At 71.2% G+C, this 26,695-nt stretch carries 26 protein-coding genes, 1 pseudogene and 1 riboswitch; of the genes and pseudogenes, 18 read left to right on the top strand and 9 right to left on the bottom strand.

Annotation, left to right across the window (positions count from 1 at the left end; translation table 11 throughout):
• Positions 1–48 precede the first annotated feature (48 nt).
• Positions 49–1,251 carry a bifunctional adenosylcobinamide kinase/adenosylcobinamide-phosphate guanylyltransferase gene (locus VT52_RS01275; RefSeq protein WP_046421261.1) on the bottom strand — a complete coding sequence of 401 codons (1,203 nt, stop codon included), beginning with the start codon at positions 1,249–1,251 and terminating at the stop codon, positions 49–51.
• A gap of 80 nt (positions 1,252–1,331) precedes the next feature.
• Here VT52_RS01275 and VT52_RS01270 point away from each other — a divergent pair, with 80 nt between their 5' ends.
• A complete protein-coding gene (locus VT52_RS01270; protein ID WP_046421263.1) occupies positions 1,332–1,544 on the top strand; it encodes a hypothetical protein in 213 nt (70 codons plus the stop codon).
• Between the two features lie 66 nt (positions 1,545–1,610).
• Here VT52_RS01270 and VT52_RS01265 read toward each other — a convergent pair whose 3' ends face one another.
• From VT52_RS01265 to VT52_RS01255, 3 genes are all read right to left on the bottom strand, one after another.
• Positions 1,611–2,693, bottom strand: coding sequence for a S1C family serine protease (locus VT52_RS01265; RefSeq protein WP_046421264.1), 1,083 nt, complete (start codon positions 2,691–2,693; stop codon positions 1,611–1,613).
• A gap of 56 nt (positions 2,694–2,749) precedes the next feature.
• Complete coding sequence (locus VT52_RS01260; RefSeq protein WP_046421365.1) at positions 2,750–3,451, bottom strand: class I SAM-dependent methyltransferase; 702 nt, start codon at positions 3,449–3,451, stop codon at positions 2,750–2,752.
• Positions 3,452–3,534: 83 nt separating this feature from the next.
• Positions 3,535–4,158, bottom strand: coding sequence for a DUF3043 domain-containing protein (locus VT52_RS01255; RefSeq protein ID WP_107481211.1), 624 nt, complete (start codon positions 4,156–4,158; stop codon positions 3,535–3,537).
• Between the two features lie 266 nt (positions 4,159–4,424).
• On the opposite strand from VT52_RS01255, the gene VT52_RS01250 reads away from it, so the two are divergent.
• The 5 genes and pseudogenes from VT52_RS01250 to VT52_RS35165 all read left to right on the top strand — a co-directional run.
• Positions 4,425–5,222, top strand: a complete 798-nt coding sequence (locus tag VT52_RS01250; protein ID WP_071387340.1) for a PspA/IM30 family protein — start codon at positions 4,425–4,427, stop codon at positions 5,220–5,222.
• Positions 5,223–5,259: 37 nt separating this feature from the next.
• Entirely contained in the window at positions 5,260–5,538 is a 279-nt protein-coding gene (gene pspAA, locus VT52_RS01245; protein WP_046421270.1) for a PspA-associated protein PspAA, read from the top strand.
• Between the two features lie 69 nt (positions 5,539–5,607).
• On the top strand, positions 5,608–6,885 hold the full coding sequence (locus tag VT52_RS01240; RefSeq protein ID WP_046421271.1) for a sensor histidine kinase: 1,278 nt from the start codon (positions 5,608–5,610) through the stop codon (positions 6,883–6,885).
• A complete protein-coding gene (locus VT52_RS01235) occupies positions 6,882–7,562 on the top strand; it encodes a response regulator (RefSeq protein WP_046421273.1) in 681 nt (226 codons plus the stop codon). Before VT52_RS01240 ends, VT52_RS01235 begins: the two co-directional genes overlap by 4 nt.
• A 20-nt stretch (positions 7,563–7,582) precedes the next feature.
• Positions 7,583–7,850: pseudogene (locus tag VT52_RS35165) on the top strand (efflux RND transporter permease subunit); the annotation flags it as partial.
• Between the two features lie 88 nt (positions 7,851–7,938).
• On the opposite strand, the gene nadA reads toward VT52_RS35165, so the two are convergent.
• Complete coding sequence (gene nadA / locus VT52_RS01230) at positions 7,939–9,123, bottom strand: quinolinate synthase NadA (protein WP_046421366.1); 1,185 nt, start codon at positions 9,121–9,123, stop codon at positions 7,939–7,941.
• Positions 9,124–9,397: 274 nt separating this feature from the next.
• Between nadA and VT52_RS01225 the strand changes: the two genes are divergently transcribed.
• A complete protein-coding gene (locus tag VT52_RS01225) occupies positions 9,398–9,754 on the top strand; it encodes an iron-sulfur cluster assembly accessory protein (protein ID WP_046421274.1) in 357 nt (118 codons plus the stop codon).
• 150 nt (positions 9,755–9,904) lie between these two features.
• On the opposite strand, the gene VT52_RS01220 is transcribed toward VT52_RS01225, so the two are convergent.
• Both VT52_RS01220 and VT52_RS01215 read right to left on the bottom strand, forming a co-directional pair.
• Positions 9,905–11,302 (bottom strand): hypothetical protein, encoded by a 1,398-nt coding sequence (locus VT52_RS01220; RefSeq protein ID WP_046421275.1) that lies wholly within the window; start codon positions 11,300–11,302, stop codon positions 9,905–9,907.
• Positions 11,303–11,413: 111 nt separating this feature from the next.
• A complete protein-coding gene (locus tag VT52_RS01215; RefSeq protein ID WP_046421276.1) occupies positions 11,414–11,650 on the bottom strand; it encodes a hypothetical protein in 237 nt (78 codons plus the stop codon).
• A gap of 130 nt (positions 11,651–11,780) precedes the next feature.
• Here VT52_RS01215 and VT52_RS01210 point away from each other — a divergent pair, with 130 nt between their 5' ends.
• On the top strand, positions 11,781–12,755 hold the full coding sequence (locus VT52_RS01210) for a carbohydrate kinase family protein (RefSeq protein ID WP_046421278.1): 975 nt from the start codon (positions 11,781–11,783) through the stop codon (positions 12,753–12,755).
• A 9-nt stretch (positions 12,756–12,764) separates the two neighbouring features.
• Here the strand turns inward: VT52_RS01210 and VT52_RS01205 are convergent, their stop codons facing one another.
• Positions 12,765–14,144, bottom strand: a complete 1,380-nt coding sequence (locus VT52_RS01205) for a cysteine desulfurase/sulfurtransferase TusA family protein (RefSeq protein WP_046421279.1) — start codon at positions 14,142–14,144, stop codon at positions 12,765–12,767.
• Between the two features lie 325 nt (positions 14,145–14,469).
• On the opposite strand from VT52_RS01205, the gene ctaC reads away from it, so the two are divergent.
• The 4 genes from ctaC to VT52_RS01185 all read left to right on the top strand — a co-directional run bounded on the left by ctaC (position 14,470) and on the right by VT52_RS01185 (position 18,975).
• Positions 14,470–15,429, top strand: coding sequence for an aa3-type cytochrome oxidase subunit II (gene ctaC / locus VT52_RS01200; protein ID WP_046421280.1), 960 nt, complete (start codon positions 14,470–14,472; stop codon positions 15,427–15,429).
• Positions 15,426–17,159, top strand: a complete 1,734-nt coding sequence (gene ctaD / locus VT52_RS01195) for an aa3-type cytochrome oxidase subunit I (protein WP_046421282.1) — start codon at positions 15,426–15,428, stop codon at positions 17,157–17,159. The genes ctaC and ctaD overlap by 4 nt, the downstream gene beginning before the upstream one ends.
• Positions 17,156–17,554, top strand: coding sequence for a cytochrome c oxidase subunit 4 (locus tag VT52_RS01190; RefSeq protein ID WP_046421283.1), 399 nt, complete (start codon positions 17,156–17,158; stop codon positions 17,552–17,554). Before ctaD ends, VT52_RS01190 begins: the two co-directional genes overlap by 4 nt.
• Before the next feature lie 161 nt (positions 17,555–17,715).
• On the top strand, positions 17,716–18,975 hold the full coding sequence (locus VT52_RS01185) for a L,D-transpeptidase (protein ID WP_046421284.1): 1,260 nt from the start codon (positions 17,716–17,718) through the stop codon (positions 18,973–18,975).
• Between the two features lie 56 nt (positions 18,976–19,031).
• On the opposite strand, the gene VT52_RS01180 is transcribed toward VT52_RS01185, so the two are convergent.
• On the bottom strand, positions 19,032–19,433 hold the full coding sequence (locus tag VT52_RS01180; RefSeq protein ID WP_046421285.1) for a response regulator: 402 nt from the start codon (positions 19,431–19,433) through the stop codon (positions 19,032–19,034).
• Positions 19,434–19,590: 157 nt separating this feature from the next.
• Between VT52_RS01180 and ctaE the strand changes: the two genes are divergently transcribed.
• The 6 genes from ctaE to VT52_RS01150 all read left to right on the top strand — a co-directional run bounded on the left by ctaE (position 19,591) and on the right by VT52_RS01150 (position 26,667).
• Positions 19,591–20,211 (top strand): aa3-type cytochrome oxidase subunit III, encoded by a 621-nt coding sequence (gene ctaE / locus VT52_RS01175; RefSeq protein ID WP_046421287.1) that lies wholly within the window; start codon positions 19,591–19,593, stop codon positions 20,209–20,211.
• Between the two features lie 63 nt (positions 20,212–20,274).
• A complete protein-coding gene (gene qcrC / locus VT52_RS01170) occupies positions 20,275–21,087 on the top strand; it encodes a cytochrome bc1 complex diheme cytochrome c subunit (protein WP_046421288.1) in 813 nt (270 codons plus the stop codon).
• Positions 21,084–22,142: a cytochrome bc1 complex Rieske iron-sulfur subunit gene (gene qcrA / locus VT52_RS01165; RefSeq protein WP_046421289.1), complete on the top strand. Its 1,059-nt coding sequence runs from the start codon at positions 21,084–21,086 to the stop codon at positions 22,140–22,142. Before qcrC ends, qcrA begins: the two co-directional genes overlap by 4 nt.
• Positions 22,139–23,776 (top strand): cytochrome bc1 complex cytochrome b subunit, encoded by a 1,638-nt coding sequence (qcrB, locus tag VT52_RS01160; protein ID WP_046421291.1) that lies wholly within the window; start codon positions 22,139–22,141, stop codon positions 23,774–23,776. The genes qcrA and qcrB overlap by 4 nt, the downstream gene beginning before the upstream one ends.
• A 122-nt stretch (positions 23,777–23,898) precedes the next feature.
• Positions 23,899–24,963 (top strand): anthranilate phosphoribosyltransferase, encoded by a 1,065-nt coding sequence (gene trpD, locus VT52_RS01155; protein ID WP_046421368.1) that lies wholly within the window; start codon positions 23,899–23,901, stop codon positions 24,961–24,963.
• Positions 24,964–25,045: 82 nt separating this feature from the next.
• Positions 25,046–25,162: riboswitch (SAM riboswitch) on the top strand.
• Positions 25,163–25,326: 164 nt separating this feature from the next.
• On the top strand, positions 25,327–26,667 hold the full coding sequence (locus VT52_RS01150; RefSeq protein ID WP_046421292.1) for an aminotransferase class V-fold PLP-dependent enzyme: 1,341 nt from the start codon (positions 25,327–25,329) through the stop codon (positions 26,665–26,667).
• Positions 26,668–26,695: the final 28 nt, after the last annotated feature.

Here is a 26,695-nt window from a genome sequence, read left to right as displayed (position 1 = left end):
GGCCCGTGGCCCCGCCCGCGCGCCCGCGCCGGGCGGGGCGCTCGGCCCTCACCCCCGCAGCACCACGGCCTGCCCCGCCACGATCAGCAGCACCTGCTCGCACTCGTTCGCGAACGCCGCGTTCAGCCGGCCCAGTTCGTCCCGGTACCGCCGCCCGGACGCCGTCGCGGGGACGATCCCCGAGCCCACCTCGTTCGACACGGCCACCACAGTCCGCCGTGCGCACCGCACCGCCTCCGTCAACTCCCGCACCCGCCGGCGCAACGCCTTCTCGCCCCCGCCCGCCCACTCCGCGTCGTCCCACGCCCCCACCTCGTCCATCACGTCCGTCAGCCACAGCGACAGGCAGTCGATCAGCACCGGCGGCCCGTCCTGCGCGAGCACCGGCAACAGATCCGTCGTCTCGGCCGTGCGCCACGACCCCGGCCGCCGCTCCCGGTGCGCCGCCACCCGCGCCGCCCACTCCGTGTCCCCGCCCCGCGTCCCACCGGTCGCCACGTACAGCACGTCGGGGAAGGACTCCAACCGCCGCTCCGCCTCGACCGACTTGCCCGAGCGCGCCCCGCCGAGCACCAGCGTGCGCCGCGGCACGTCGGGCACGTCCTCGTACGCGCCGACCACCAGCGTCGTACCGTCGGGCACCACCCGCGCCCCCGCCGCGGCCAGCCGTCGCCGCAACTCGCCGCCGGGCGGCACATCGTGGCCGAGATGGACCGCGAGCACATCCGTGGTCGGCCCCGTCGAACCGACCGCCCGCAGCCGGGCCAGCGCGTCGGGCCGGCCGACGACGTCCGCGAGGACCATGTCGTACGACTGTGCCGCCGCCGTCTCCAGCCCCGCCGGCGCCCCGCCCGGCGGCAGGTACAGCAGCCGCTGACCGTCCGGACCGGTCACCGCGTACCCGGTGCCGCCCGCGTCCATCGCCACCGCCCGCACCCGATGCCCCGTCAGCAGCGTCAGCTCCCGCCCGTCCGGCACCCGTACCGGATGCGGCAGCCCGGCCGGCACCTCCACCGGAGGGCCGTCGTGCGGGTGGGAGAGCAGCACCTGGCGCACCCCGCCCAGCGAGTGCCCGGCCCGCGCCGCCGCGAAGGCCGCGCCCGGGGTGAGGTCGAGCAGCAGCGCGCCGTCCACCAGCAGCGCGGTGGCCGCCCGCGCGTCGGGACCCAGCGCCGTCGCGCAGGCGGCACAGGGGCAGTCGGGGCGGGGCAGGCCGGCGGGGGCACCGGTACCGAGCAGAGTCACTTCCACGGAACGATTTTCGCCTGTCCGATCGGGTATTGCGCTTCCGTCTACTCTTCCAGCAGGTGTCGGATCACTAGGAGGCCCACATGACGGCATGGACGTGGCGGTTCGAGAAGGCCGACGGGACGGAGGTCCAGCCCGCGGTCCAGCCCGAGGAGTTCAGCACCCAGGGGGACGCCGAGTCCTGGGTGGGGGAGCACTGGCGGGCGCTGATGGAGGGCGGCGCCGACCAGGTGCGGCTGTTCGAGGAGACCACGGAGATCTACGGCCCGATGAGCCTGCACGCCGACGCCTCCTGACGCCGCGGTGAGGAGGGGCACCCCGCGACGAGCCGGGCACCCGGAAGGCCGTACCCCTCCTCATCCTCACTGCTCCCCCAGGGTCACCGGCGCCGTCCGCTCCACCCCGTCGCGCAGGTACGTCACCGTCGTCCGCCGGCCCGGCCGGTACGCCGCGAGGGCCTCCTGGAGCGAGGTGACGGTGGTGACGGACCGGTCGCCGACCTTGGTGATGATGTCACCGGTGCGCAGCCCGGCCCGTGCGGCGGGACCCCCGGCGCGGACGGTCGCGACGGCGACCCCGGCCGGCTGGAGGCGGTCGTCCACCACGGTCCGCCCGGTGATGCCGAGCGCCGCCCGGCCCGAGTCCACGACCCGGCCTTCGCGCACGATCTGACCGGCGACGGTCCGCGCCATCGACGCCGGGATGGCGAAACCGATCCCGGCCGCCGCGTTGCCCAGGCTGGGGTCGGCCGCGGCCAGCGTCGGGATGCCGACGACCTGCCCTTCGAGGTTGACCAGGGCGCCGCCGCTGTTGCCCGGGTTGATGGCCGCCGAGGTCTGCACCATGTTGGCGATGGTCGCGCCGGTGCCCCCGCCGCCGCCGGCCTCGCTGACGGTACGCCCGGTCGCCGACACGATCCCCTGGGTCACGCTGGACGACAGTCCGAGCGGCGAACCCATGGCCAGCACGATCTGGCCGACCTCCACCTTCTCGGAGTCCCCGAACACCGCGGGCTTCAGCCCGTCCGGCACCCGGTCCAGCTTGATCACGGCGAGGTCCTGCTGGGGGTAGGAGTAGACCAGGCTCGCGGTGAGCGGCTCCTCGTTTCCCGCCGTGGTCACCCGGAAGGTCTTCTCGTCGCCGACCACGTGCGCGTTGGTGACGATGTGCCCCCGGTCGTCGTACACGATCCCGGAGCCCAGATCGCGGCTCGCCTCGATCTGCACGACCGAGGGCAGTGCCTGCCGGATCACCCGCTGGTAGGCGCTCTGGAGATCGCCCGCCGCCACCGGCACGGTCACGGGGCTCGCCGTCGCCGCGCCGGGCCGCCGCGCGCCCGGCGCGCCGGGGCCCTCGCAGCCCGTCGTCAGCGCCGCGCAGCACAGGAGTGCGACGCAGAGGAAGACGCGGCACAGGACAGGGGCACGGGGAGCGGAAGCGTCCATGCACCGAGTCTGGCCGCGCGTCGATCAGCGGGCCCGCCGTGTTGCCCCGATCGGGCTCAGCCGCGTACCCCGCACAGATGCAGCAGCGCCGCGACGCCCCGGTAGGGGTCCGTGCGGCCCGCCCGCTCCTCGGCCGCGAGCAGCGTCCCGAGGTCGTCCGGCAGCGGCGCGTCGTCCCCCGCGAGGTCCGTGAAGACCCGCACGCCGTACCAGGCGTGCAGCGGGGCGGCGATGCCCGCGAGGGTCGCGGTCAGCTCGGACAGCCGGTCGGCCCGCACGTTCAGGCCGAGGCGGTTGGTGTACGCGGTGGTGTCGAAGGCGGCCAGCGCGCCCGCCGGGTCACCGGCGAGACCGGGCCGCATGGCGAGCGCGTCGCCGTTGCGCACCAGCAGCGAGAGCAGTCCGCCCGGTGCCAGCATCCGCGCCAGGCCCGCCACCAGCGGATCGGGCTCGGCGACGTACATCAGCACACCGTGGCAGAGCACCAGGTCGAAGCTGCCCGGCAGGAAGTGCACCCCGGTGTCCCGGCCGTCGCCCTGCACCAGCCGCACCCGCTCCCGGATGCCCTCCGGCTCCCGGGCCAGCGCCTCCCGAGCCGCCGCGACCATCACCGGATCCTGCTCGACCCCGGTCACCTGATGACCGAGGCGGGCCAGGCGCAGGGCCTGGGTGCCCTGCCCGATCCCCACGTCGAGCACCCGCAGCCGCCGCCCGACCGGGAACCGCCCGGCTATCTGCTCGTCCAGCTGCCGCGCCACCAGTTCCTGGCGCACGACATCCCGGAGCCCGCCCGTCTTGTCCAGCCAGGAGTGCGCCGCACCCCCGGTGAAAGCGTCTGCGCTCAGGGCCGCTCTCCGCGCTTGACCTGCGGCTTCGGCAGCCGGAGCCGGCGCATCTGGAGAGAGCGCATCAGGGCGTAGGCCACCGCGCCGCGCGTGTTGCCGTCCGGGAAGCGCTCCTTGAGGCGCTTCTTCAGCCGGAAACCGCTGACGGCGGCGTCCAGCACGATCAGGACGATCACCACGGCCCACAGCAGCAGCGCGATGTTCTGGATCGAGGGCACCCGCACGACGCTGAGCACGAGGATCACGATGGCGAGCGGCAGGAAGAACTCCGCCACGTTGAACCGCGAGTCCACCCAGTCACGGGCGAACCTGCGGACCGGGCCCTTGTCACGGGCCGGCAGATATCGCTCGTCGCCGCCGGCCAGCGCCTCGCGCTGCTTCTGGAGCGCCTGGCGGCGGTCCTCGCGCTGGCGCTTGGAGGCGTCCTTGCGCGTCGTCGGCGTGTTGGCGACGCTGCGGCGCTGGGACTGGGCCTCACTGCGCTTGGGCGTGGGCCTGCCCTTGGGGGCCTGCGGGTCACGGGGCTGCTTGGAGAAGTTCACCGGCTTGTCGGCCTGGGACTTCTCTTCCTTGGCACGGCTACGGAACACAAACACCAAGGGTAAAGCCATTCGAGGCATGGACCCCAGCCCGGCTGGGAACGATCCGGCAACGCCGCGCGTCTGTACGACGCGGAGGGGGCGTTCCGACGGGTTCGAGCGGGTTCGGGCGAGGGCCGGCCGGGGGACCGCCTCCTCCCTGCGCCGGAGCGGTGCCGTCCGCAGTCGTTCTCTGGGATGAGCCCATCACGCTCCGGACAGTGCGGTAATGGAGGCAGGGCCCGTACTGTGGGTCCTGTCGCAGGATCGGTGAGCCGGAGTCCGTCAGAAGGGGGCGCGCGAAGCCCATGAGCGGTGTCATGAAGCGTATGGGGATGATCTTCCGCGCGAAAGCGAACAAAGCCCTTGACCGGGCCGAGGACCCGCGCGAGACCCTCGATTACTCGTACCAGAAACAGCTGGAGCTGCTCCAGAAGGTGCGCCGCGGGGTCGCCGACGTGGCGACCAGCCGCAAGCGCCTGGAACTCCAGCTCAACCAGCTCCAGCAGCAGTCCGGGAAGCTGGAGGACCAGGGCCGCAAGGCGCTCGCGCTCGGCCGCGAGGACCTGGCCCGTGAGGCGCTGTCCCGGCGCGCGGCGCTCCAGCAGCAGGTGACCGACCTGGAGACCCAGCACGCCACCCTGCAGGGCGAGGAGGAGAAACTCACCCTGGCGGCCCAGCGCCTCCAGGCCAAGGTGGACGCCTTCCGCACCAAGAAGGAGACCATCAAGGCCACCTACACCGCCGCCCAGGCCCAGACCCGGATCGGCGAGGCCTTCTCCGGCATCTCCGAGGAGATGGGCGACGTCGGCCTCGCGATCCAGCGCGCCGAGGACAAGACGCAGCAGCTCCAGGCCCGCGCCGGCGCCATCGACGAGCTGCTCGCCTCCGGTGCCCTGGACGACCCGACCGGCATGGCCAAGGACGACATCGCGGCCGAGCTGGACCGGCTCTCCGGTGGTAGTGATGTAGAGCTGGAGCTGCAGCGCATGAAGGCCGAGCTGGCCGGAGGCACCCAGCAGCAGGCCATCGAGGGCGGCACCGGTCAGGGGCAGGCCCAGGCGCAGCAGCAGCCGCAGGACACCCCGCGCTTCGACAAGCAGTAGCGGGGCCGCAGCCGGGAGACGAGCCGAGGAGGCCGACGTGATCGTACGGATCCTGGGGGAGGGCCAGGTCAGGCTGGACGACTCCCACTTCGCCGAGCTGAACAAGCTCGACGACGAGCTGCTGGCCGAGACGGAGAGCGGCGACGAGGAGGGCTTCCGGCGCACCCTGGGCGCCCTCCTCGACGCGGTCCGCCGGCTCGGCGCGCCCCTCGCGGACGACGCGCTGGAACCCTCGGACCTGATCCTCCCGGCTCCGGACGCGTCGCTCGCGGAGGTCCGCACGATGCTCGGCGAGGACGGCCTGATCCCGGACTGAGCCCGTGCCCCCGGCCTCCTTGCGGCGAACGCCGCCGTCCGCCGGTACCCGGGCCGTACTGTTCATCGGGTGACCACTTTCGAACGCGCCCGCTGCGAGCTCAAGGCCCACCCGCTCGCGCTCGACGCGGCGCTCGCCGCGGCCGTTCTCCTCTGCATGGTCGCCGGTTCCTTCGCCGCTCCCCAGGACGGCGACGGCGTCACCTGGAACACCCGCGCCGCCGCGCCGCTGAGCCTGCTGCTGATGCTGCTGGCCGCCGTCGCCCTCGTCTTCCGCCGCCGCGCGCCCCGTACCGTCCTCGCCCTCACCGGCACCCTCTCCGTCGTGGAGTGCGTCACCGGCGACCCCCGTGCCCCCGTCACGATGTCCGCCGTCATCGCCCTGTACACCGTCGCCTCCACCACCGACCGCACCACCACCCTCCGCGTCGGCCTGCTCACCATGACCGTGCTCACCGCCGTCGCGATGCTCGCCGGGCCCCTGCCCTGGTACGCGCAGGAGAACCTGGGCGTCCTCGCCTGGACCGGCATCGGCGCCACCGCGGGCGACGCGGTGCGCAGCCGCAGGGCCGTCGTCCAGGCCATCCGCGAACGCGCCGAACGCGCCGAGCGCACCCGGGAGGAGGAGGCCCGCCGCCGGGTCGCCGAGGAGCGCCTGCGCATCGCCCGCGACCTGCACGACGTCGTCGCCCACCACATCGCCCTGGTCAATGTGCAGGCCGGGGTCGCCGCCCACGTCATGGACAAGCGGCCCGACCAGGCCAAGGAGGCCCTCGCCCACGTCCGCGAGGCCAGCCGCAGCGCGCTCGACGAGCTGCGCGCCACCGTCGGCCTGCTCCGCCAGTCCGGCGACCCGGCGGCGCCCACCGAACCCGCCCCCGGCCTCGGCCTCCTGGAAGACCTGGCCGGCACCTTCCGCAGCGCGGGCCTGCCCGTGCGGGTCGCCCGTACCGACCAGGACACCCGCCTGCCCGCGGCCGTGGACCTCGCCGCCTACCGGATCGTCCAGGAGGCCCTGACCAATGTCCGCAAGCACGCGGGGGCGGGCGCGCGGGCCGAGGTGAGCGTCGTCCGCGCCGGACGGAACATCGAGATCACGGTGGTGGACGACGGCTCCGGCGAGACCCCCGCCCCCGGCGCCCACCCCGGGCACCACCCCGGCTCCGTCCCCGAGAAGGGCGGCGGCCACGGCCTGCTCGGCATGCGCGAACGCGTCGGCTCCCTCGGCGGCACCCTCACCACCGGCCCCCGCTACGGCAGCGGCTTCCGCGTCCATGCGATCCTGCCGGTCGACACCACCGACACCCGCGTCGACGGCCGTACGACGGCACCGGGAGAGCCCGTATGACGATCCGTGTCCTGCTCGCCGACGACCAGGCCCTGCTGCGCAGCGCGTTCCGGGTGCTGGTCGACTCGGAGCCGGACATGGAAGTGGTGGGGGAGGCGTCCGACGGTGCGCAGGCGGTCCTGCTGGCCAAGGAGCGGCGCCCCGACGTCGTCCTCATGGACATCCGCATGCCCGGCACCGACGGCCTCGCCGCCACCCGTCTGATCAGCGAGGACGCCGATCTCGCAGAGGTCCGCGTGGTCATCCTGACCACCTTCGAGGTGGACGACTACGTGGTGCGGTCGCTGCGCGCCGGCGCCTCCGGCTTCCTCGGCAAGGGCAGCGAACCGGAGGAACTGCTCAGCGCCATCCGGATCGCCGCGGGCGGCGACGCCCTGCTCTCCCCGGTCGCCACCAAGGGCCTGATCGCCCGCTTCCTCGCCCAGGGCGACGGCGACGACGGCCGCGCCCCGGTCCGCGCCGAGCGGCTCGACGCGCTCACCGGACGCGAGCGCGAGGTGCTCGTCCAGGTCGCCGGCGGACACTCCAACGACGAGATCGCCGAACGCCTCGCGGTCAGCCCGCTGACGGTCAAGACGCACGTCAACCGGGCCATGGCCAAGCTCGGCGCGCGCGACCGGGCGCAGCTCGTGGTGATCGCGTACGAGTCCGGTCTCGTCCGGCCGCGGGTGGAGTGATCTCCACCCGCGCGCACCGCCGGCCCCGCCCCATCCTGATGACCGCCCTGGCCACGATCTTCGCGCTGCTGCCGATGGCCCTGGGCGTCACGGGAGAGGGCGGCTTCATCGCCCAGCCGCTGGCGGTCGTGGTGATCGGCGGCCTGGTCACCTCCACCCTGCTGACCCTCCTGCTGGTCCCGCCCCCTCTACGCCATGCTGGAGCCGCGCAAGGAACGCCGGGCCCGGAAGAAGCCGGCCGAGCGCCGGCCGCCGGCACCGGCGGAGCCGGATCTGGCCCAGGTCTGACGACCACCGCACGCGAAGGGGCGCCCCCGTCGGGGGCGCCCCTTCGCTGCTCGGCGCCCTGGCGGCCCGAGCGTCGTCCCGCCGGTGGCTACGGCAGGGCCAGCATGCGCTCCAGGGCCAGCTTGGCGAAGGCCTCGGTCTCCTGGTCGACCTGGATGTGGTTGACCAGGTTGCCCTCGGCGAGGGATTCCAGGGTCCAGACCAGGTGCGGGAGGTCGATGCGGTTCATGGTGGAGCAGAAGCAGACCGTGCGGTCGAGGAAGACGATCTCCTTGCCCTCGGGGGCGAAGCGGTTCGCCAGACGGCGGACCAGGTTCAGCTCCGTGCCGATGGCCCACTTGGAGCCGGCCGGGGCGGCTTCGAGGGCCTTGATGATGTACTCGGTCGAGCCGACGTAGTCGGCCGCGGCCACGACCTCGTGCTTGCACTCCGGGTGGACCAGGACGTTCACCCCGGGGATGCGGGCGCGCACGTCGTCGACCGAGTCCAGGCTGAAGCGGCCGTGGACCGAGCAGTGGCCGCGCCACAGGATCATCTTCGCGGCGCGCAGCTCGTCCGCCGTCAGGCCGCCGCCGGGCTTGTGCGGGTTGTAGACGACGCAGTCCTCCAGGGACATCCCCATGTCCCGCACGGCGGTGTTGCGGCCGAGGTGCTGGTCGGGCAGGAAGAGCACCTTCTCGCCCTGCTCGAACGCCCAGTCCAGCGCACGCTTCGCGTTGGAGGACGTGCAGATGGTGCCGCCGTGCTTGCCGGTGAACGCCTTGATGTCGGCCGAGGAGTTCATGTACGACACCGGGACGACCTGCTCGGCTATCCCGGCCTCGGTCAGCACGTCCCAGCACTCCGCGACCTGCTCGGCCGTCGCCATGTCGGCCATGGAGCAGCCGGCCGCGAGGTCCGGCAGGACGACCTTCTGCCCGGCGGAGGTGAGGATGTCCGCCGACTCGGCCATGAAGTGCACACCGCAGAAGACGATGTACTCGGCCTCCGGACGAGCGGCCGCGTCCCGGGCCAGCTTGAAGGAGTCGCCCGTGACGTCGGCGAACTGGATCACCTCGTCACGCTGGTAGTGGTGACCGAGCACGAACACCTTGTCGCCGAGCTTCTCCTTGGCGGCGCGGGCGCGCTCGACCAGGGCCGGGTCGGACGGCGAGGGCAGATCGCCGGGACACTCGACACCCCGCTCGCTCTTCGGGTCGGCCTCGCGGCCGAGCAGCAACAGGGCGAGCGGAGTCGGCTGGACGTCGAGTTCCGGGGTCTGGGCGGTGGTCACGTCACGCACCCTTTCTATTTCTCGTCTATCTGACGCTATCTATCATAAACGCTTCACGTCAGTTTGACGATGGCCATCGTGTCCATGTGACGTGAATCCCGGACCGCCGGCCCGGGTCCCGCCGCGGGCCGCTGTGCGCCTGCGCGCGTGTATGCGAGCATGAGTGGCGGAAAGCAAAATCGCGACCACGTGACGCCCGGCCCGGAATGAATCCGCGGAAGTGCCGGTTGCACTCGTCGGCAAGCAGTCTCCGTACAACCCGGGAGAGATGTAGATGTCCGTATCGGACGAGACCACAACCGTCAGCGACGGCATCATCCTGACCGACGCCGCCGCGGCCAAGGTCAAGGCCCTGCTCGACCAGGAAGGCCGTGACGACCTCGCGCTGCGCGTCGCCGTCCAGCCCGGCGGCTGCTCGGGTCTGCGGTACCAGCTGTTCTTCGACGAGCGTTCCCTCGACGGCGACGTGGAGAAGGACTTCGGCGGGGTCAAGGTCGTCACCGACCGTATGAGCGCCCCGTACCTGGGCGGCGCCACCGTCGACTTCGTGGACACGATCGAGAAGCAGGGCTTCACGATCGACAACCCGAACGCGACCGGCTCCTGCGCCTGCGGCGACTCCTTCAGCTGAGCCGTCGCCATCGCGCCGGAAGAACGCTGAGGACAGAGGCGGCGGCCCCCGTGAGCGGGGCTCGCCGCCTCTGCCGTACGCGCCCGGGGCCGGGCCGCGCCGGCGGGCGGCCGCCGGGTGCGGATCGCCGGCCGGTCCGGGAACGGGCCGTCAGGAGGACCGCGGCCGCAGCGCGCCCGGCTTCGCCCGCGGGATCCGCGCGCCGTCCGCGCCGACCACCGACCGGTCGCCCACCGGCGCCTTCAGTCGCACGGTCCGCACGAACTCCTTGGCGATCATCGGGCAGACCTTGCCCTCCTGCCGGTGCTCGGTGACCGTGACCGTCACCCGGGTGGCGCTCTCCCGGGCCGCCACCGTGTAGTCGGCGCACAGGCCGCCGTAGAAGCTCACGGTGAGGTTCCGGTCGTCGGCCGTGTAGCCGGTGACCTCGACCGGGTTCCCGGTGCTCGTCGGTGCCGTCGAGGAGGCCAGGTAGCGGGGGTCGATCGCCGGGTACGACACCGTCCCCGAGCCCCGCGTCCCGAAGAGCCAGGACGGCACCAGGGTCTGCCGCCCGCCGACCGAGTGCGCGGCCAGCCCGAACACGGCCCTGTCCACGGTGACCGACCCCGGGGACGCCGGGGAGGCCGCCCGGCACGGCCCCTCCAGCCGCGTCGCGAACCGCGCGGGGCTCGGGCAGCCCCCGGGGCCCATCCGGTGGTCGCCCTTCGGCGCCGCGTTCATCAGCGCGAGGGTCTTCTCCGCGTCCAGGACGGGGTACGTCGCCCCCTTCACCGGCACCGACAGCAGCCCGTGCCCGCCGGCCACCTCGCCCCGCGCGCTGATCGTCAGCCCGGTCGCCCAGCCGGTGGTGGGCAGCCCGCCCACCACCGGATCGGCCGTCACCACCCGCTGCTTGCCCATGACCTGGCCGGCATCGGTCCTCGCGCCGTCCAGACCCGCCGCCCGCAGCACGGGCGCCGCCGCCTTCTCGGCCGCCGCCGCGCTCACCGGCGCTCCGGTCGGGCCCACCGGGCCGGTCGCGCACCGGGGGCCCTTCCCGCAGTCGTCGGTGCCCGGCGCGTACCGGCTGAAGGTCCAGCTGCCCGGCGCGTCCCGGTTCACCTGGAGAACCGGCCCCGAACCGTCCTTGCCGCCGATCCGCCAGCCGTGCCCCTCGGCCACCGGCGTCCCGGTCACCCCGAGCGCCTTCGCCAGCCGGACCACCTGCTCCTCGCGGACCTCCGCCCCGGCTCCGTAAACCGCCGCCGAGCCGGGCCCCTTCGGCAGCGCGCCCTGGGCCGTGTAGTGGGCGCCGTAGGGGTCCGACGCGTCGTCCAGGGCGAGCGGCGGGGGAGTGGTGGGGTCCGCCGCGGCGGGGGTCGTACGGCCGCCGGCGGGACCGTCGCTCGCGGCGACGTACGCGCCGCCGCCGCCGACCAGCAGGACGGCGGCCGCGACGGAGAGGACGACGGCACGGGAGCGCCGCCGGGAAGGAGCCGCCGGGGTCTCCCGCTCGTCCGGTGTCTCGGGGGCTTCCCCCTGGTTCTCAGGCCGCTCCGTGTTCACCGCATCGCTCCTCGCCGGTCCGTGTCCCGCGTGCCCCGGGTGGGGGGACGACCATGGGACGAGGGAGGGGGGCGGGAGGTTCCCGGGCCTACGCCGTACGGGTGAGCGGGATCAGTCGCCGTAGTCGGACATGCCCTCCAGCAGCCGGACGGAACGCTTCGGCACCGAGACCTTGTGGATGTGGGACGGCGGCACCGGACGGGACGCGGTGCGCGCGGGCGCCGGCCAGCGCTGGGCCATCCGGGCGCAGTCGCCGCGCAGGGTGTCGAGACCGCCTTCGAGATCGCCGGGAGCGGGGGAGACGGAAGCGCCGGGAGCGGCGGACGAGGAGCCCTTGAGGTTCGTCATGAGGGAACCGTAGGCACGGCCGAGCCCGCGAAGAAAGATCTACTATCGGGTAGTTTCGTCAACTACAGCGCCGGCCCCTGACCGGGTAGCGTGAACTGTCATTGAAGCCTCCCGCAGGAGAATCCCCGTCGTGCGCATCGCAGTCACCGGCTCCATCGCCACCGACCACCTCATGACCTTCCCCGGCCGGTTCGCCGACCAGCTCGTCGCGGACCAGCTGCACACGGTTTCGCTCTCCTTCCTCGTCGACAACCTCGACGTGCGCCGCGGCGGTGTCGCCGCGAACATCGCGTTCGGCATGGGCCAGCTGGGCACCCGGCCGATCCTGGCCGGCGCGGCCGGCTTCGACTTCGACGAGTACCGGGCCTGGCTCGACCGGCACGGCGTCGACACCGAGTCGGTCCGCATCTCCGACACCCTGCACACCGCGCGCTTCGTCTGCACCACCGACGCCGACCACAACCAGATCGGCTCCTTCTACACCGGCGCGATGAGCGAGGCCCGGCTGATCGAGCTCAAGACGGTCGCCGACCGGGTGGGCGGCCTCGACCTGGTGCTGATCGGCGCCGACGACCCCGAGGCGATGCTCCGCCACACGGAGGAGTGCCGGTCCCGTTCGATCCCGTTCGCCGCGGACTTCTCGCAGCAGATCGCCCGCATGGAGGGCGAGGAGATCCGGATCCTGCTGGACGGCGCGACGTACCTCTTCTCGAACGAGTACGAGAAGGGCCTCATCCAGACCAAGACCGGCCTCACCGACGAGGAGATCCTCGCGAAGGTCGGCCACCGGGTGACCACCCTCGGCTCGCGGGGCGTGCGCATCGAGCGGGCCGGCGCCGACCCGATCGAGGTCGGGTGCGCGGAGGAGGAGCGCAAGGCCGACCCCACGGGCGTCGGCGACGCCTTCCGCGCCGGCTTCCTGTCCGGGCTGGCCTGGGGCGTCTCGCTGGAGCGGGCGGCGCAGGTGGGCTGCATGCTCGCGACGCTGGTCATCGAGACCGTGGGCACCCAGGAGTACCAGCTGCGCCGCGGCCACTTCATGGAGCGGTTCGTGAAGGCGTACGGCGACGAGGCCGGCGAGGAGGTCCGGGCGCACCTGCGCTGACGACGCCGTTCAGCCGAGCCGGCGGACCGAGTACGCCGTTCCCCCCTCCGCCGGTTCCTCGCCCAGGTACTCCTGTCCCCGCATCTCGCACCACGCCGGGATGTCCAGGCGGGCCGCCTCGTCGTCCGACAGGACGCGGACGGTGCCGCCCACGGGGACGCCGGGGAACACCTTGGCCAGTTCGATGACCGGAACGGGGCAGCGCTTGCCGAGGGCGTCCACGACCAGGGCGGCCGGCTCGGCGGCCGTGGCGGCGGCCGCGGGGGCGCCCAGCTTCTCCCGTACCCCGGCGACGGCGTCGGGCAGCACGGCCAGGAAGCGCTCCACGTCCTCCGCCGCCGTGCCCGGCGGCAGCGACACCCGGACATTGCCCTCGCTGAGCACGCCCATGGCCTTCAGCACATGGCTCGGGGTCAGGGTGCCGCTGGTGCAGGAGGACCCGGAGGAGACGGCGAAGCCCTCGCGGTCCAGCTCGTGCAGCAGTGTCTCCCCGTCGACATAGAGACACGAGAAGGTGACGGTCCCCGGCAGCCGCCGCTCCGGGTCGCCCACCACCTCCACGTCCGGCACCAGCCGCGGCACCCGGACCCGGATCCGCTCCGTCAGCTCCCGCAGCCGTACCGACTCCCGGGCCGCCTCGGCCCGTACCGCGCGCAGGGACGCGACCGCCGCCACCACGGCCGGGATGTTCTCGAACCCCGGCGCGCGCCCCGACTCCCGTTCGTCCGCCGGGCCCTGGGCGGCGAACCGCACCCCCTTGCGCACGACGAGCAGCCCGACCCCCGGGGGGCCGCCCCACTTGTGCGCGCTGGCCGCGAGCAGCGACCAGCCGCCCTCGACCGGCCCCCACCCCAGTGACTGCGCCGCGTCCACCAGCAGCGGCACCCCGGCCGACCGGCAGACCTCGGCCACCTCCGCCACCGGCTGGGTGGTCCCCACCTCGTGGTTGGCCGACTGGAGCACGGCGAGCGCGGTGTCGGCACGCAGGGCGGCCGCGTAGCCCGAGGGGGACACGGCACCCGTCCGGTGCACCGGCACCCGGGTCACCGAGCCGCCCTCCGATTCGAACACTTCCGCCGAATGGAGGACAGAGGAGTGTTCGACCGCTGACACGATCAGGTGGCGTCCCACCCGCCGCCGGCCGGCCAACGCCCCCGCGACACCCGTATGTACGGCCCGCGTCCCCGACGGGGTGAAGACCAGCTCGTCCGCCCGGCACCCGACCGCCTCGGCCGCCGCCTCCCGCGCCGCGTCCAGCAGCATCCGCGCCTTGCGGCCCTCCCGGTACAGGCGCGCGGGATCGGCCCACCCGTCGTCGAGGGCGGCCAACAGCGCCTGACGGGCGACGGGATGGAGGGGGGCGGCGGAAGCCGCGTCGAAGTAGGCCACGTTCCAACGTTAAAGCGCAGGTGGGCCGAGCCGGCCCGAGGGGCGCGGGGTGGTGTCCGACCGCGGCTCCGCCGTGGGGCGGGAGCGTCCGCGACCCACCCGCACCCGCCCCTCAAACCCCCACAACCCGAGCTAATAGGCGCCCATCCGCACCCCAACTGAGTGAGGCGCGACGCGTATGCCCCCCTCCCCGCGAACCCCTGGAGGGCGTCGGCTAGGGTTTGGTCCGCATAAACATCCAAACCCCTGCCCGACGCAGGGCGGCGACCGACCAGCGAGAAGGCCGCAGCCGACCGCGCGGGCGAGACTCTCGGGAAGGCGCTACGTGAGTCCCAACGGCTCCGACCGCTCGCCGCGGCGCCCGATGCGGCGGAAGCTGCTGCAGGCACTGACCGCGGGCCTGGTCCTGGCGACCGCAACCGGTTGCACATACAAGGACTTCCCCCGCCTTGGCATGCCCACCCCGACCACGGAAGAGGCTCCGCGGATCCTCTCCCTGTGGCAGGGCTCCTGGGCTGCCGCGCTCGCCGTCGGCGTGCTGGTGTGGGGCCTGATCCTGTGGAGCGCCATGTTCCACCGGCGCAGCCGCACCAAGGTCGAGGTACCTCCGCAGACCCGGTACAACATGCCGATCGAGGCCCTGTACACGGTGGTCCCGATCATCATCATCTCGGTGTTGTTCTACTTCACGGCCCGGGACGAGACGAAGCTCCTGAGCCTCGACAAGAAGCCCGACGTCACGGTCAACGTGGTGGGCTTCCAGTGGAGCTGGGGCTTCAACTACATCGAGAACGTCCCCGGTGTCTCGGGTGACGCGAAGACGGACACCAACCTGTCCGCGATCCCCGACCGGTTCAAGGCCGCCTTCCCGGCGAACGCCGGCGGCGTCTACGACGTCGGCACCCCGGGCACGCGCAACCCGCAGACCGGCAACCCTGGTCCGACGCTCTGGCTCCCCAAGGGCAAGACGGTCCGCTTCGTCCTGACCTCGCGTGACGTCATCCACTCCTTCTGGGTGGTGCCGTTCCTCATGAAGCAGGACGTCATCCCGGGCCACGCCAATGCCTTCCAGGTGACTCCCGACAAGGAGGGCACCTTCCTCGGCAAGTGCGCCGAGCTCTGCGGCGTCGACCACTCCCGGATGCTGTTCAACGTGAAGGTCGTCTCCCCGGCGGCGTACGAGCAGCACCTCAAGGACCTCGCCAAGAAGGGGCAGACCGGTTACATTCCCGCCGGCATCGCGCAGACGAGCCACGAGAAGAACCGGGAGACGAACAACCTGTGAGCATCCTCAACGAACCCCAGGGTGCCGCGGCCGCTGAAGGCTCGTACGTGGACGAGCTGCCGGTTCGGCGCAAGCAGCCCGGCAATTCCGCGGTGAAGTGGCTGACGACCACCGACCACAAGACGATCGGGACGATGTACCTCGTCACGTCGTTCGCGTTCTTCCTGATCGGCGGCGTCATGGCGCTGCTCATGCGTGCCGAGCTGGCCCGTCCGGGCCTGCAGATCATGACGAACGAGCAGTTCAACCAGGCGTTCACGATGCACGGCACGATCATGCTGCTGATGTTCGCGACGCCGCTGTTCGCGGGCTTCGCGAACTGGATCATGCCGCTCCAGATCGGCGCGCCCGACGTCGCCTTCCCGCGACTGAACATGTTCGCCTACTGGCTGTACCTGTTCGGCTCGACGATCGCGGTGGGTGGCTTCCTCACCCCCGAGGGCGCGGCCGACTTCGGCTGGTTCGCCTACTCCCCGCTGTCGGACGCGGTCCGCTCGCCGGGCGCCGGTGCCGACATGTGGATCATGGGTCTGGCCTTGTCCGGCTTCGGCACCATCCTCGGCTCGGTCAACTTCATCACTACGATCATCTGCATGCGCGCTCCGGGCATGACGATGTTCCGCATGCCGATCTTCGTGTGGAACGTGCTGCTGACCGGTGTGCTGGTCCTGCTGGCCTTCCCGGTGCTGGCCGCCGCGCTGTTCGCCCTGGAGGCGGACCGCAAATTCGGTGCGCATGTGTTCGACGCGGCCAATGGCGGCGCGTTGCTGTGGCAACACCTCTTCTGGTTCTTCGGCCATCCAGAGGTGTACATCATCGCCCTGCCGTTCTTCGGCATCATCTCCGAGGTCATCCCGGTCTTCTCCCGTAAGCCGATGTTCGGCTACATGGGCCTGATCGCCGCGACGATCTCCATCGCCGGCCTCTCCGTGACGGTGTGGGCGCACCACATGTACGTCACCGGCGGTGTGCTGCTGCCGTTCTTCTCCTTCATGACCTTCCTGATCGCGGTACCGACCGGTGTGAAGTTCTTCAACTGGATCGGCACCATGTGGAAGGGCTCGCTGTCCTTCGAGACGCCGATGCTCTGGGCGACCGGCTTCCTGATCACCTTCACGTTCGGTGGTCTGACCGGTGTCATCCTGGCCGCGCCGCCGCTGGACTTCCACGTCTCCGACTCGTACTTCGTGGTGGCCCACTTCCACTACGTGGTCTTCGGTACGGTCGTGTTCGCCATGTTCTCCGGCTTCCACTTCTGGTGGCCGAAGTTCACCGGCAAGATGCTGGACGAGCGTCTCGGCAAGATCACCTTCTGGACGCTGTTCATCGGCTTCCACACCACCTTCCTCGTCCAGCACTGGCTGGGCGCCGAGGGCATGCCGCGTCGTTACGCCGACTACCTGGCGGCCGACGGCTTCACCGCGCTGAACACGGTGTCCACCATCGGTTCGTTCCTGCTCGGCCTGTCGATCCTGCCGTTCCTCTACAACGTCTGGAAGACGGCCAAGTACGGCAAGCCGGTCGGTGTGGACGACCCGTGGGGCTACGGCCGCTCGCTGGAGTGGGCGACCTCCTGCCCGCCGCCGCGGCACAACTTCACCACCCTGCCGCGGATCCGCAGTGAATCCCCGGCGTTCGACCTGCACCACCCCGAGATCGCCGCGCTCGAGCAGCTCGAGTACGCCGGTCACGCGCCTGCCGTCGCGGACAGCAAGGAGGCCGGCAAGTGAAGATCCAGGGCCGGATGTTCATCTGGCTGAGCTTCTTCATCCTGATCATGGCCGTCGTGTACGGCGTGTGGTCGAAGGAGCCGGCCGGCACCACGGCGCTCTTCCTGGCCTTCGGCCTGTCGATCATGATCGGCTTCTACCTGGGCTTCACCGCCCGCCGGGTGGACGCCGGTGCGCAGGACGACAAGGAGGCCGATGTCGCGGACGACGCGGGCGAGCTGGGCTTCTTCAGCCCGCACAGCTGGCAGCCGCTCATGCTGGGCTTCGGCGGCGCGATCGCCTTCCTCAGCATCGCGGTCGGCTGGTGGCTGATCTACTTCTCGGCGCCGTTCATCGTGATCGGTCTGTTCGGCTGGGTGTTCGAGTACTACCACGGTGAGAACCGCACCCAGTAACACCCCGAGCACCACCCCGGGAGCCCGGACCCTCCGTCAGGAGGGTCCGGGCTCCCGGCCTTTTCGCGTCCGAACCCGGTGTCCTTCGGATGCGGGAGTGTCGTTCCCTCGTATGGGTTACGTACCGCGCCAGTAGGGTCTCCAGCTCATAGCGTGATCGTATGAACCACATTCCGCGGACCCGTACCGTCGTCAGCTGCGTCGCGCTGGTGACCGCCCTGGGCGCGGGCATCACCGCCTGCGGTTCGGACGGTGATTCCCTGTCCGCTACGCCGTATGACGCAGCGGGCCTGATCTCCTTCAACGCCCCCACCGGGGCGGGCAAGCGGGCCGACCCGGACAAGCCCCTGGAGATCAGTGTCAAGGACGAGGGGCGCATCACCGATGTGACCGCCAAGGACTCCACAGGGCGCTTCGTGGCGGGCGAACTCAGCGCCGACGGCAGTCGCTGGCACAGCACCTCCCCGCTGGCCGCGAGCGCCCACTACACGGTCACCGTGAGCACCGAGGACGACGACGGGGCTCCCGGCCGGAAGGTCCTCAGCTTCGACACCACCCGGCCGACCGCCAAGAAGCAGCTGGGCGTCACCTTCGGGCCGGACGCGGGCGAGTACGGCGTCGGGCAGATCATCACCGCCCAGCTCAGCGAGGAGGTCAAGGACAAGGCGCAGCGGGCCGTCGTGGAGCGCGCCCTGCGGGTGGACTCCGTGCCCGCCGTGTCCGGCTCCTGGTACTGGGTGAGCGGCAAGGAACTCCACTACCGGCCCAAGGACTACTGGCCCGCGCACGCCACGATCCTGGTGCACAGCAACCTGGACGGCGTGAAGATCGGCGACCGGCTGCGGGGCGGCAAGTCCAAGCCGGTGAAACTCACCACGGGGGACCGGATCGAGGCCCTCACGGACGCCGCCGCGCACGAGCTGACGGTGCTCAAGAACGGTGCCGTGATCAAATCCATCCCGGTCACCACGGGCAAGCCCGGCTACGAGACCCGCAACGGCGTCAAGGTGGTCCTGGAGAAGCAGTACTTCGTACGCATGCGCGGCACCACCGTCGGCATCGCCGAGGGCAGCCGGGACAACTACGACCTGCCGGTGTACTACGCCACCCGCGTCACCTGGTCCGGCGAGTACGTGCACGCGGCGCCCTGGTCGGTCGGCTCACAGGGCTACGCCAACGTCAGCCACGGCTGCACCGGCATGAGCACGGCCAACGCGCGGTGGTTCTTCGACACCGTCCACGAGGGCGACATCGTCCGGGTCGTCAACTCCAAGGGCCAGCCGATGGAACCCTTCGGCAACGGCTTCGGCGACTGGAACGTCACCTGGAAGAAGTGGCGGGACGGCTCCGCCCTGACGGGCGCCCGGACCAACGGCCAGTCCTCCTCGGACGCGGTCCGCCTCCGGCCAGCGGCCGTGTGAGCGGCGCCCCGACGGGGCGCGGGACCGTGCCGGCGCACGGCCCGCGCCCCGTCACGCTAGGCGCTCACGAGCCGCTTCTGCCGCAGCAGGGCGGCCAGCGAGGCGGCGAACTCCACCGGGTCCACCGGCAGGGTCACCGCGGCGTCCGCACGGCTCCAGGTGGCCAGCCAGGCGTCCTGGGGCCGGCCGATGAGCAGCAGCACGGGCGGGCACCGGAACACCTCGTCCTTGATCTGCCGGCACACCCCCATGCCGCCCATCGGGACGGCCTCGCCGTCGAGCACGCACACATCGATGCCCCCACGGTCCAGCTCGCGCAGCACCGCCGCGGGCGTGGCGCACTCCAGGAACTCCACCTGGGGCACGTCCGGGGCGGGACGCCGCCCCGTGGCCAGCCGTACTTGCTCGCGGGTGTTGGAGTCGTCGCTGTAGACCAGCACGGTGGCGGTCGGCTGCATTGTTCCTCCGGGTCGACGTCGGCGTCGTACGGACAGGACGGACGGGGCCGTTTGGGCGGATGTTACTCCCATGAACACCACGTCAACACCGGTTCGGAGGGCAGCAACACTCCGAACGGCACCCCCCGGAGTGAGGGCGAGATAAGCGACCGACATAATGTCGGTCGTGGCGACAGCAACGACAGTAGAAACCGGGCACGCGCACCCGTCGGTCAACCGGCCGAACCTCACCAGCGTCGGAACCATCATCTGGCTGAGTTCCGAGCTGATGTTCTTCGCGGCCCTCTTCGCGATGTACTTCACCCTCCGGTCGGTGACCGGACCGGCTCACTGGAAGCACATGGCTTCAAGCCTCAATGTGCCTTTCTCCGCGACGAACACCACGATCCTGGTGCTCTCGTCGCTCACCTGTCAGCTCGGCGTGTTCGCGGCCGAGCGGGGCGATGTGAAGAAGCTCCGTGGCTGGTTCATCATCACCTTCATCATGGGTGCGATCTTCATCGGCGGTCAGATCTACGAGTACACGAGCCTGGTGAAGGAGGACGGCCTCTCGCTCTCCTCCGACCCGTACGGCTCGGTGTTCTACCTGACCACCGGCTTCCACGGCCTGCATGTGACGGGCGGTCTCATCGCCTTCCTGCTGGTCCTCGGCCGCACCTACATGGCCAAGAGGTTCACTCACGAGCAGGCGACGGCCGCCATCGTCGTGTCCTACTACTGGCACTTCGTCGATGTCGTCTGGATCGGCCTCTTCGCCACGATCTATTTGATCAAGTAGCCGGGACCGCTCCCGCTAAGTCCAGAAGCACCGACGCAGAAGATCCTGACACCGGGGTAATCCGTGAAAAAGCTCTCCGCACGACGACGCCATCCGCTGGCGGCGGTCGTCGTCCTACTCCTCGCGCTGGCGGCCACGGGGGGGCTGTACGCCGCGTTCGCGCCCGCGGGCAAGGCGCAGGCCGACGCAGGCTCCCAGTCCCTGACCATCAAGGAGGGTAGGAAGCTCTTCGAGGTCGGCTGCGCCAGCTGCCACGGCACCGGTGGGCAGGGCTCCTCCGACGGGCCGAGCCTGGTCGGCGTGGGCGCCGCGGCCGTCGACTTCCAGGTCGGCACCGGCCGTATGCCGGCCGCGACCTCGCAGGGCGCCCAGGTCCCGCGCAAGAAGACCGTGTACACCCAGGCCCAGATCGACCAGCTCGCCGCGTACGTCGCGTCGCTGGGCGCGGGTCCGGTCGTGCCGACCAAGCAGCAGTACGGTCCGAACGGCGCGGACGTCGCCAAGGGTGGCGAGCTGTTCCGCACCAACTGCGCGCAGTGCCACAACTTCAGCGGCAAGGGTGGTGCCCTCACCGAGGGCAAGTACGCCCCCTCGCTGGAGGGTGTCGCCCCGAAGCACATCTACGAGGCCATGCAGACGGGCCCGCAGAACATGCCGTCCTTCCCGGACACCACGATGTCCTCGCAGAACAAGAAGGACATCATCGCGTACCTGCACGCGGTCGACAGCAGCGAGACGACGAACCCGGGCGGTCTGGAGCTGGGCGGCCTCGGGCCGGTCAGTGAGGGCCTGTTCGCCTGGATCTTCGGTCTCGGCGCGCTGATCGCCGTCGCCGTCTGGGTCGCCGCTCGGACCGCAAAGGCCAAGAAGTCATGAGTAGCCAAGACATTCCAGAAGAGAACCTGCCCGCTGAGCAGGACCACGCGCACGGCGCCGTAGCGGTCGCGGACGAGGTCCACCCGTTCGCCGACCCGGGGCTGCCGCCCCACGAGCACCGCATCCAGGACATCGACGAGCGGGCCGCCAGGCGGTCCGAGCGTATGGTCGCCCTGCTGTTCACGGTCTCGATGCTGGCCACCGTCGGCTTCATCGTCTCGTACGTGACGATCCCGCACGACAAGAACATCTTCGTGTTCCCGATCGGGCGCATCAGCGCGCTGAACTTCGCGCTGGGCCTGACCCTGGGCGTGGCGCTGTTCTGCATCGGCGCGGGCGCGGTCCACTGGGCCCGCACCCTGATGTCCGACGTCGAGGTCGCAGACGACCGGCACGCGATCGCGGCCACCCCCGAGGTCCGGGCGAAGGTCCACGCGGACTTCCGCGAGGGCGCCAAGGAGTCGGCGCTCGGCCGCCGCAAGCTGATCCGCAACACGATGTTCGGCGCGCTGGCCCTGGTGCCGCTCTCCGGCGTCATGCTGCTGCGCGACCTCGGCCCGCTGCCCGGCACCTCGCTGCGGCACACGCTGTGGGCCAAGGGCAAGCGCCTGGTCAACATGAACACCAACCAGCCGCTGCGTCCCGAGGACATCGCGGTCGGGTCCCTCACCTTCGCCAAGCCGGACGGCCTGGAGGAGACGGACGAGGAGTTCCAGAACGAGATGGCCAAGGCCGCGCTGATGATCGTCCGGCTCCAGCCGGACAACATCAAGGACAAGCGCGAGCTCGACTGGTCGCACGAGGGCGTCGTCGCGTTCTCCAAGATCTGCACCCACGTCGGGTGCCCGATCTCGCTGTACGAGCAGCAGACGCACCACGTGCTGTGCCCGTGCCACCAGTCCACCTTCGACCTCTCCGACGGCGCCCGAGTGATCTTCGGCCCCGCCGGCCACGCCCTGCCGCAGCTGCGCATCGGTGTGGACAGTGAGGGTTACCTCCAGGCGCTCGGCGACTTCGAGGAGCCCGTCGGTCCTGCATTCTGGGAGCGCGGATGAGTACTGCAGCGAACGACACCTCCCGCGCACGCGGGAAGGCACCGGCCGGCGAGCGCATCGCCGACTGGGCCGACGGCCGGCTCGGGATCTACTCCCTGGCCAAGGCCAACATGCGCAAGATCTTCCCCGACCACTGGTCGTTCATGTTGGGCGAAGTGTGCATGTACAGCTTCATCATCATCATCCTGACGGGTGTCTATCTGACACTGTTCTTCCACCCGTCGATGAACGAGGTCGTGTACCACGGCAGCTATGTCCCGCTCCAGGGGCAGACGATGTCGGAGGCGTTCAACTCGACCCTGCACATCTCCTTCGACGTGCGCGGTGGTCTGCTCGTCCGGCAGATCCACCACTGGGCCGCGCTGATCTTCCTCGCCGGCATGTTCGTGCACATGATGCGCGTGTTCTTCACCGGCGCGTTCCGCAAGCCGCGTGAGATCAACTGGCTGTTCGGCTTCCTGCTGTTCGTCCTCGGCATGTTCACCGGTTTCACCGGTTACTCGCTCCCGGACGACCTGCTCTCCGGCACCGGTGTGCGCTTCACCGAGGGTGCGATCCTGTCCATGCCGATCGTCGGCACGTACATCTCGTACTTCCTCTTCGGCGGTCAGTTCCCCGGCCACGACTTCGTCGCCCGGTTCTACTCGATCCACATCCTGCTGCTGCCGGGCATCATGCTCGGCCTGATGGTGGCGCACCTGATCCTGGTCTTCTACCACAAGCACACGCAGTTCGCGGGTCCGGGCAAGACCAACAACAACGTCGTCGGCATGCCGCTGCTGCCGGTCTACATGGCCAAGGCCGGAGGCTTCTTCTTCCTGGTCTTCGGTGTCATCGCGGCCATCGCCGCGGTCGCGCAGATCAACCCGATCTGGGCCATGGGCCCCTACCGGCCGGACCAGGTGTCCACCGGCGCCCAGCCCGACTGGTACATGGGCTTCGCCGAGGGTCTGATCCGCTTCATGCCGGGCTGGGAGATCAACTTCTGGGGCCACACCCTGGTCCTGGGCGTGTTCATCCCGCTGGTGATCTTCGGCGTGGTCCTGGGCGCGATGGCGGTCTACCCGTTCATCGAGTCCTGGATCACCGGCGACAAGAGCGAGCACCACATCCTGGACCGCCCGCGCAACGCCCCGACCCGTACCGGTCTCGGTGTCGCCTGGGTGACGATGTACATGATCACGCTGGTCGGTGGTGGCAACGACCTGTGGGCCACCCACTTCCATCTGTCGATCAACGCCGTGACCTGGTTCGTCCGGATCTTCTTCTTCGTCGGCCCGGTCATCGCGTTCATCGCCACCAAGCGGATCTGCCTCGGCCTCCAGCGCCGCGACCGCGACAAGGTGCTGCACGGTCGCGAGACCGGCATCATCAAGCGGCTGCCGCACGGTGAGTTCATCGAGGTGCACGAGCCGCTCAGCCAGGAGCAGCTGCACACGCTCACCACGCACACGCAGTACGCGCCGGCCGAGATCGGCCCCGCGGTCGACGAGAACGGTGTCGAGCGCAAGGTGACGGCGTCCGAGAAGCTCCGGGCGAAGCTGTCCAACGCCTACTACGGCGAGGACAACCAGATCCCGAAGCCGACCTCCGAGGAGTACAAGGAGATCACGAGCGGCCACGGCCACCACTGATCCCCGCGTCGCCACGCCACAGAGGGGCCCCGTCCGCGAGCCGGACGGGGCCCTTCCCCGTGCCGGGGGCTCGATAAGGTGGTGTACGAGTTTCCACCACTGTGTACAACAAGGAGCGGCTGATGAGCGCTGTGACCCCCGCTGGAGGCGACACCGCGGCGGGCCGCTCCTGGCCCGCCCTGCTGAACGGCCTGCTGACCGGCCAGAACCTGTCCGCGGACGACACCGCCTGGGCGATGGACCTGATCATGCGGGGCGAGGCGACCGACGCCCAGATCGCCGGGTTCATGGTGGCGCTGCGCGCCAAGGGCGAGACCGTCGAGGAGATCTCCGGACTCGTGCGCACCATGTACGAGCACGCGAACGTGATCGAGGTGCCGGGTCCGGCCGTGGACATCGTCGGCACCGGCGGCGACGGTGCCAAGACGGTGAACATCTCCACCATGTCCTCGATCGTGGTCGCGGGCACCGGCGCGAAGGTCGTCAAGCACGGCAACCGCGCCGCCTCCTCCGCCTCCGGCTCCTCCGACGTCCTGGAGAAGCTGGGCATCAACCTCCAGCTGACCCCGAAGCGGGTCGCCGAGGTCGCCGAGGAGGCCGGCATCACCATCTGCTTCGCGGTGAAGTTCCACCCCTCGCTGCGTCACGTCGCCGCCGCGCGCGGCCAGTTGGGCATCCGCACCACCTTCAACGTGCTCGGTCCGCTGACCAACCCGGCGAAGGTGCGGGCCCAGGCGGTGGGCGTCGCGGACCCGCGCATGGCGCCCGTGGTGGCCGGGGTCTTCGCCGAGCGCGGCAACTCCGCGCTGGTCTTCCGCGGTGACGACGGCCTGGACGAGCTGACCGTCACCGCCACCTCCCGGGTGTGGGTGGTGCGCGACGGCAAGGTGTCCGAGGAGGTCTTCGACCCGCGGGACGTCGGCATCGAGCCGGCCCCCGTGGAGGCCCTGCGCGGCGCGGACGCGGCGTACAACGCGGAGGTCGCCCGCCGGGTGCTGGACGGCGAGCGGGGTGCCGTACGGGACGCCGTGCTGCTGAACTCGGCGGCGGCCCTCATCGCCCTGGAGCCGGCCGACGCCCCGCTCGCCGAACAGCTGCGCGCCGGGATGGCGAGGGCCGCCGAGTCCATCGACTCGGGCGCGGCGAAGCGGACGCTGGAGCGCTGGGTGGCCGCCAGCAACGCCTGAGCGGCGTCCTGCGACGGCTGATCGTCCCGCGATCCGGACACGGGTTGCGGGACATCGATCTCTTCGCGTACTTTCCGTACCAGGTCATGAGTGACAGTCATGAGGCCCCGGCCGACTGTCCGGCAACCCTCCGTCCGTGGCGGGGTGCCCCGGGTGAGGACCAGGTCGTAGGCAGCGAGGTCTACGGCAAGCGCGGACCCCTCGGGCGCTCTTGACGGCGCCGGGCCAGGGGTCCTGGTCGGTACGAGGGAGCCTCCTGTGAGCAAGCGAATGCGCTAGGGCCGCCGAGCCCCGCCTCCGCGCACCCCTTTCACCTTTCTTCCGTACGCCTGTTCCGGCGTGCGTTCTCACGGGAGTTCCCCCATGTCCGTCTCCACCGTTGCCGTCGACGCGTCGATCTGTTCCCCGCTGCCCGTTCTGGGGCGTGATGTCACCGTCCCGCTCGTCACCGGCGGCACCATCGCGTACGCGGCCCTCGACTACGCGGCCAGCGCCCCCGCCCTCCAGCGCGTCTGGGACGACGTCGCCGCCTACGCGCCCTACTACGGCAGCGTCCACCGGGGCGCCGGGTACCTCTCCCAGTTCTCCACCGACCTGTTCGAGAAGGCCCGCCGCACGGTCGCGGAGTTCCTCGGCTGCCGCGCCGACGACCAGGTGGTCTTCACCCGCTCGACCACGGACTCGCTGAACCTGCTGGCCCGGGTGGTCCCGGCCGACTGCCGGGTCTTCGTCTTCGAGACCGAGCACCACGCCGCGCTGCTGCCCTGGCAGGACGACCGGGTCACCTACCTGGACGCGCCGCGCAGCCCGCGGCAGGCCGTCGAGACGCTGGAGCGGGCCCTCGCCGGCCGGGACCCGTACGGTCCGGCCCTGGTCTGCGTCACCGGCGCCTCCAACGTCACCGGGGAGCTGTGGCCGGTGCGCGAGCTGGCCGCCGCCGCACACGCCCACGGGGCGCGGATCGTCCTGGACGCCGCCCAGCTGGCCCCGCACCACCCGGTCTCCCTCACCGACCTGGACGTGGACTGGGTCGCCTTCTCCGGGCACAAGCTGTACGCCCCCTTCGGCGCGGGCGTGCTGGCCGGGCGTGCCGACTGGCTGCGGGAAGCCGAGCCGTACCTCGCGGGCGGCGGCGCCAGCCGCAGGGTCGCCCGGCGCGCGGACGGGCGAGTGGAGGTGGAGTGGCACGAGAGCGCCGCCCGGCACGAGGCGGGCTCCCCGAACGTCATCGGCGCCTACGCCGTCGCCTCCGCCTGTACGGCCCTCACCGAGGCCGGCTGGGACGCGCTGGTCACCCGCGAGCAGTACCTGATCGACCGGGTGCGGTCGGGGCTCGCCGAGATCCCGCAGGTCAGGGTCCTGTCCCTGTTCGGGGACGACGCCCCGCGGGTCGGCGTGCTCTCCTTCGTGGTGGACGGCTGGAACAGCTCCCACTTCGCGGCCGCGCTCTCCGCCGAGTACGGCATCGGCGTCCGCGACGGCCTCTTCTGCGCCCATCCGCTGCTGCGCACCCTGCTGGGCACGGCCCCTCAGACCCCCGCCGAGTGCGGCGCCCCGTCCCTGAACGCCATCCGCGCGAGCTTCGGCGCGGGCACCCCGGACGAGCACGTGGACCGCTTCGTCACGGCCGTGCGGCGGCTGGTGACCGAGGGCGCGAAGTGGACCTACCGTACGGAGGAGGGCCGCTGCGTGCCGGTGGCGTAGCGGGCGGCGACGGCCGGTGGGGCGGCCT

The organism is Streptomyces malaysiense (assembly GCF_000980885.2).
Lineage (GTDB): Bacteria > Actinomycetota > Actinomycetes > Streptomycetales > Streptomycetaceae > Streptomyces > Streptomyces malaysiense.
Note: the sequence above shows the minus strand (reverse complement) of the source record. Positions and strands in the feature narration are given on the sequence as shown.